The organism is Thiorhodococcus fuscus (assembly GCF_042682685.1).
GTDB classification, from domain to species: domain Bacteria; phylum Pseudomonadota; class Gammaproteobacteria; order Chromatiales; family Chromatiaceae; genus Imhoffiella; species Imhoffiella fuscus.
Genome location: NZ_JBHUHX010000046.1, coordinates 23,495 through 29,939, shown reverse-complemented (window position 1 = coordinate 29,939; position 6,445 = coordinate 23,495). Strand labels below are relative to the sequence as shown.

At 62.2% G+C, this 6,445-nt stretch carries 4 protein-coding genes and 1 pseudogene; all 5 read right to left on the bottom strand.

Annotated features, from left to right (window positions below; translation table 11 throughout):
- Window positions 1-118: 118 nt before the first annotated feature.
- Window positions 119-238 (bottom strand): annotated as a pseudogene (locus ACFSJC_RS15250) (transposase); the annotation flags it as partial.
- A 655-nt stretch (window positions 239-893) separates the two neighbouring features.
- A complete protein-coding gene (locus ACFSJC_RS15245) occupies window positions 894-2,456 on the bottom strand; it encodes a mechanosensitive ion channel domain-containing protein (RefSeq protein ID WP_386027918.1) in 1,563 nt (520 codons plus the stop codon).
- A gap of 276 nt (window positions 2,457-2,732) precedes the next feature.
- Window positions 2,733-5,108: a nitric oxide reductase activation protein NorD gene (locus tag ACFSJC_RS15240; RefSeq protein WP_386027916.1), complete on the bottom strand. Its 2,376-nt coding sequence runs from the start codon at window positions 5,106-5,108 to the stop codon at window positions 2,733-2,735.
- 40 nt (window positions 5,109-5,148) lie between these two features.
- Entirely contained in the window at window positions 5,149-5,547 is a 399-nt protein-coding gene (locus ACFSJC_RS15235) for a GxxExxY protein (protein ID WP_386027915.1), read from the bottom strand.
- Window positions 5,548-5,593: 46 nt separating this feature from the next.
- On the bottom strand, window positions 5,594-6,400 hold the full coding sequence (locus ACFSJC_RS15230) for a CbbQ/NirQ/NorQ/GpvN family protein (RefSeq protein WP_386027913.1): 807 nt from the start codon (window positions 6,398-6,400) through the stop codon (window positions 5,594-5,596).
- Between the last annotated feature and the right edge of the window lie 45 nt (window positions 6,401-6,445).

The window sequence follows — 6,445 nt, the reverse complement described above, 5'->3', positions numbered from 1 at the left end:
TCAGCAGGATGACTGTGATTTCCGCGCGTGGCTACTTTATGGCTCAAGTGCTCTAGCACCTCGCGGGCACGGAACAAAGGATAGCTCCGTCGCGGCAGATAATCACACGGGACGTAACAATTAGCTCGCGCGCCTTGAGGGCAACATCCCCTTTCAGAGCGTGATAGCGATACTTCGTGACGAACACAAAGTGGTACTGGATCTTGAAAACCGTGTGGCTACCGTATCGATACTCCATCTCTTCAACCTTGCAAAAGGCTTCAAAGATAAATCTGACCGCCTAAAGGCGGTGGTTTTAACCCTGCTTCGGACAATAAAGTGTGGTCGTTTTGGCACCGGTACGTGGAAAAAGTCCATAAATCAGGGGTTAAGCCGCCGTTCGACCGATGGATGGTGCGACGTGCGGAGCAGTACATCTCGGCCTTTCCTGAATAGGAAGCTGGCGGAGCAGACTCCCGCCGATGTAGAGCAATATCTTGCGGATCTGGGAAAGAAGATCCGATCTGAAGGATTGGCAGTTTCGCCAAGCGGTCGATGCTATACAGATTCTCTTCGAGCTCGCCGGGATCGAATGGCTTGGCTTGGACAGATCGACTGGGAACAGTGACGGGCATCGGCGCGTCAGTTGGAGCGGAGCCACCCAACGCTTGCGCGAAATTATGAAGTGGCACCAGTGGAGCTGAATTCGGATTCGAATGAATTTAATTACTCATTCGACCTTGCTGAACCGAGAAATCAAAACAACCCGACAGCTTAAGGATGGCGATTCGCACCGAGCAGACTTATGGCCTGGGAACGCGTGAGCTGCGTTTAGCACTGCCTTCCATTCGGCGGAATACGCTGCGCTATTCCGCCCTACGGGAGTGTTCGCGGGGTGTTGGCGGAGGCGGGAGTCAGGGCATGGGCGTCCAGCGACCGCGATGTCGGCGTGAGGGGCGCAAGACCAGACCCTCGATGCGCTCGCGGATGTCGCGCATGCTGAGGCTTCGGGCGGGCTGGCGGCTGGCGAAGCGGGCGGCTTCGGCGGCGTCCAGGCGTTCCTTGACGACCTCGGCCAGACGCTCGGAAAGTTCGGGCCGTTCGGAGAGCAGACCGCGAACGCATTCGAGATCGATGCGAATCAGGTTCACGTCGCTCTTGGCCGTGTACTCCAGGAAGGAGGGATCCGTCGTGAGCATGGAGGTGATGCCGAAGTACTTTCCCGGCCCCAGCGTTTCGGTGACCTTGCGGCTACGATCGGAGAGCGTGACCGCCGCTTCGATCAGCCCGGCCGTGACGACGTAGAAGGCCTCGCTCTGCACGCCCTCCGCCAGGATGATGCGACCGCTGTCGAATTGACAGAATGCCGCCCGTGAGGCCAACCGCTCCAGTTCCTCCCCGGTCAGGAAACCCGAGAGATCGAGACTCTGAAGCGCCAGCAGCAGACTCGGCGGTTCGGCCTGGGTGATCTGGGCGCGGCGCGTGCGGATCTCATGTACCTCCGGAGCGACCTCGATGCCTGCCGCCTGCAGACCGCGATGGATCTCGCGGAAGAGCTCCTCGCGAGCACGGAACATGGTCGGATAGTTCTTCAGATGCACCCAAACCATGTAGGAATAGGGAACGCTCGTGGCATCGGCGAGACGCACCACCGGATAGGGAAACTTGAGCACGTTCTCGCAGCGCAGGGCCGCCTCCAGCATGAGGGCGGTGGCGAAGCGCGGATCCACCTCGGCGGGAATCTTGACGAAATACCAAGGCGCATAGAGGTGCTGCGCGTCGTGCAGATTCTTGATCATCTGTCCCGCCATCTGCGAGTTGGGGATGATGTGGGTCGAGTTGTCCCAGCCCCGCAGCCAGGTCGCGCGCCAATTCATGTCGACCACCTGCCCGATGGTCCCGTTGGTCAACTCCACCCAGTCGCCGAGCCGGAACGGCCGCTCGATTCCCAGGGCCACGCCGGAAAAGAGGTCGCCCAGGGTCTTCTGCAACGCCAAACCCAGGACCGCCGCCGCAACGCCGGTGGAGACCCAGATACCGGTGAAGGAGTAGCCGAGCTGCCACAGATAGACGGCGCCGCCAAGCGCCATCATGGCGACGTAGATGAGGCCGGTCACGAGCTTGGGGATCCGCTCGGACAGCTCCTCGTCGGCGCGATCGAGCAGCACGACCTCGATCAGGCGCGCCAGCGCCCATCCAGCGGACAGGTAGGCCAGCAGCAGGGTCAGCGAGCGAATGGAGTCGTACACCCCAGGAATGTCGAACAGATGCGCGACCAATCGGACCAGCGCCCCACCGACGAGGAACGCGCACGGCAGCAGAATCAGGTCGATCAGGGCGACGATACGCGGAAAGCGCGGATTCCCGGACTTCCCGTCGAGCATCCAGGCAACGAGCCGTCCAAAGAGCACGACCAGCAAGGCCCCCAGCAAGAGATCCCAATTGTCGTATGCCAGGATGTCGAAGAGCTTGTTCATCAGCCAACCGCGTTGAGCGCAAATCGGTCAGTGAGCCGGTGTCACTGACTAGAGGAAAGTGTCAGGGTATCAGGTCTCGCGATCGCGCAGGCCATGTGCGCGAAGCGTCCAGGGGGTGGCTGTAGGAAGGGAGATCATTGGTCCGCGAAAGACTGTACCGATCATAGGATGCGGTGAGATTCTTTTCTGGATATCGCCTTGATGAAAGAGGACGTCACACCCTTTACCGCAGGTCCGCCCGCGAACTCATCGCGAGCGGACCCGCTCGTAGCGGCATCAGGCGGTCAAGGCCGCGAACACCGCCGGCAAGCGCTCCGGCAAACGCTCCACCCGATCGACGACCGAGTAGCCGTTTTCCCCGAAGATGCGGGCGACATAGCGGTCGGCCTCAGGGTCGAGCGTCAGACAGTAGGTGTGGATGCCCTTCATGCGCAGATCCTCGACCGCCTTCTTGGCGTCGTGGCGGAGATATTGCGGGTCGCGCTCGTCGATGTCGGCGGGTTCGCCGTCCGTGATGAGCAGCACCAGGCGCCTCTGCGCCGGCTGCTGGTCCAGGTGCCAGCCGGCATGGCGGAGCGCGGCGCCCATGCGGGTGGAGAGTCCACCCTTCATGCCGGCCATGCGCGACTTGGCGTCCTCGTCATAAGGCTGGTCGAAGTCTTTGAAACGGTAATACTGGACATCGTGCCGCCCGTCGGAGGCAAAGCCATGAACGGCGAAGTTGTCGCCGATGGAATCGATGGCCCAGGCCAGCAGACCGGTGGACTCGCGGGTGAGATCCAGGATGCTCGGAGCCTCGGCATAGCCGGGCTCGCCCTCCTTGAAGCCGACCTTGTCGTTGGTGGACTGCGACAGGTCCATCAGCACCAGGATCGAGAGATCGCGCACATGCCGGGTGATACGGATGTTGATGCGCGGATCCGGCATGACGCCGCGCCGGATGTCGATCATGGCGCGCACGGCGGCGTTGAGATCCAGCTCCTCCCCTTCCTCGTAACCGCGCCGACGGACGATGCCCTGCGGCTGTAGCGCATCGATCAGATGACGAATGCGGCTCGCGACCGGTTTGTGCGTGGTGAGGATCTCGTCCATCGTCTCCGGGTCGCCACGCCCCTGGCGCCGCTCGACGACGGTCGCCCAATCCGGGCGGTGAAGCTGCACCTGGTAGTCCCATTCCTGATAGTGGAAGGGGTCGGAGACCGGCTCCTTGCCCTCCAGCGCGTTGATGGTGCAGCCCTCCTGGTCGAGCCAGAAGGGGGTGGGCAGCGTCCAGATCTCCTGGGCATCGTCGCCGGCCAGCTCGCAGTCGAGCTCGTTGACCATCTCCATGACGCTGACCTTGCGCCGCACCTGCTGCTGGCTGGCCGGCAGATAGTCCACCCCGTGCGAGAGGAAACGGTTCTCGTCGAAGTCCCAGACGTAATCGTTGTCGTCGCGGTAGGGGATCGGCCAATCCTCCAGGATGCGCAGACTGGGAACGGCCGCGATCTGGATCGCGCGGTGGTAGAAATCGACGCCCGCCTCCCAGCTGATGCGGTTGTCCTCGGCGCGCTCGGCCAGTGCGGCGCGGAAGTCGGCGGCGGACGCCTCGATCATGGGCTCTGGGTCGCGGTAGTCCGCGTCCAATAGGGCGCGGGCGAGACGCACCATGAGATCGAGCATGGGATGCAGGTCGACGCTCTCGCCCGGTTCCGAGGGCGCGGTGAAGAATTGGAGCCAGAGCTTCTTGATGCCCGGAAAGTCGCGGATCGCCAGCGCCTCGACACGGGCGTCCTCGAACAGCTCGATGAAGATCCGCTGCACGGGGTTCAGCTGCTCGGCACTCATGGGCTGGGTGGTGTAGACCATGTGCGCGGCGCAGTGCGCGGCGGCGGCGCGATAGAGCTCGACGCCCGAGATGCCGCGCCAGGCGTCGAAGGCGTCCGGCAGATGGATCTGGAAGTCCTCGATGAATGGCTTGAGACCGGTACGCGACTCGTAGTCGCCCGAGGTCGGACGCATGAAGAAGGCCCGCGCCCAGAGCGCGCGCAGATAGAAATTGAGCTTGCGCTGGTTGTCGACGAAGAGGGTGCCGCGCCGCTCCTTCTGCAGCACCGAGCGCGAGGACTCGGTCTTGAGGCCGAAATAGGCGAGCTGGCCGTCCAGATCGCGGGCATGGGCCTGGGCGCCCCAGAGCGCCCAGCGGCGCAGCCCGCCGAGGGTCAGCTTGGACAAAAGTTCGTCCATGTTCTCCATCATCGGCCGCAGACCGCGCGGCGCCTTGCCGGCGAGCTGGTGCAGCAGATTCAGATAACCGCGCATCACCTCGAAGTCGCCGAGCCGGCTCGCCGCGAGCGGCATGTTGGCCATCATTAGAATGAGCACGGTCCCCGAGGTGTGCGAGGCCAACTTCATAAGCGCGCTGACGATGTCGGGGATGATGTCCTCGCCGATCTCCTTGACCACGCCCGGCATCTCCTGAACGTAGGTCATCACCAGCTCGCTGCCCTTGTTCAGCCCGCACATGGCGCGGATGCCGGTCAGGTAGTGATCCAACCCGCGCGGAGACATGACCCGCGCCGCCTCCTGATAGCTCGACTCCAGCGCCTGAGCATGCTCGTGCTCCGGGTCGGCCTTGAGGCAGGTGAGGTATTCGCTGAAGTCGATGGTCATGATTGCTTGAACCGCTAAGGCGCAAAGGGCGCAAAGGTTTTCACTGAGAAAGGATCACGCGCTGGATACCCTGCCGAAGCGCCTGGACCTTGAAATTGATCAAGAGGCCAAGCGGACGTTTGAGTGTCTTGAGATACGAGAGCAACTGGGCCTTATGGACCGGCAGCAACGCCTCGACCGCCTTCAATTCGACAACCAAGACCCCACCAACCAACAGGTCCAGCCTACCCTCGCCAACGTGAACCCCCTTGTACTCGACCGATACTTCGACCTGGCGCTGATACTCGATCCCGCGATCTTGTAGCTCGACCGCCAAGGCTGCTTCATAGACGCTTTCGAGAAACCCAGGCCCAAGATGCCGATGCACTTCGATCGCAGCACCGATGGTCGCGTGCGCCAATTCCTCGACCTCCCGATTCGGCTCCTGCCAATATTCCACGTCGAATTCCCTTTGCGTCCTTAGCGCCTTTGCGGTTCAAAACTACTCAAAAATAGGTATTCACTGCCGCATCCAGGGTATCGCGCATATCCGGATCGTCCGTCAGCGGTCCGACCAGAGCCATGCGGGCGGCGGATTGGGGATCGATGCCCTTGCCGATGAGTTGCGCGGCGTAGACCAGCAGTCGGGTCGACATACCCTCGTCCAATCCGTGGCCCTTGAGGTTGCGGCTGCGATGGGCGATCTGGACCAGTTTCTCGGCGATCGGCTTATCCACCTTGCCCTCGTGGGCGACGATCTCGGTCTCGATCTCGGCGGTAGGGTAGTCGAAGTCGAGCGCGCCGAAGCGCTGCTTGGTGGACTGTTTCAGATCCTTCATCAGGCTCTGGTAGCCAGGGTTGTAGGAGATGACGATCTGGAAGTCCGGGTGGGCCTCCACGATCTCGCCCTTCTTCTCCAGCGGCAGGTTGCGGCGGTGGTCGGTCAGGGGATGGATGACGACCGTGGTGTCCTGACGGGCCTCGACCACCTCGTCGAGATAGCAGATTGCGCCGATGCGCGCGGCGACGGTCAGAGGACCGTCCTGCCATTTGGTGCCGTTGATGTCGAGCAGGAAGCGTCCGACCAGGTCGGAGGCGGTCATGTCCTCGTTGCAGGCCACGGTGATGAGCGGCTTGCCGAGCGTCCAGGCCATGTATTCGACGAAGCGCGTCTTGCCGCAACCGGTCGGCCCCTTGAGCATGACCGGCATGCGCGCCTCGTAGGCGGCGCGGTAGAGATCCACCTCCTGGTGGACCGGACGGTAATAGGGTTCGCTCTTGACCAGATACTGGTCGCGGTCGATGTCTTGCATGCTCTCGATCCTTATCTGTTCAAAGATGCTCCAGGCTGGCGGCGA

Excerpts from the sequence above, each read along its gene's own strand:
- ACFSJC_RS15245 (WP_386027918.1), bottom strand. The coding sequence starts at position 2,456 with ATGAACAAGCTCTTCGACATCCTGGCATACGACAATTGGGATCTCTTG.
- ACFSJC_RS15240 (WP_386027916.1), bottom strand. The coding sequence starts at position 5,108 with ATGACCATCGACTTCAGCGAATACCTCACCTGCCTCAAGGCCGACCCG.
- ACFSJC_RS15230 (WP_386027913.1), bottom strand. The coding sequence starts at position 6,400 with ATGCAAGACATCGACCGCGACCAGTATCTGGTCAAGAGCGAACCCTAT.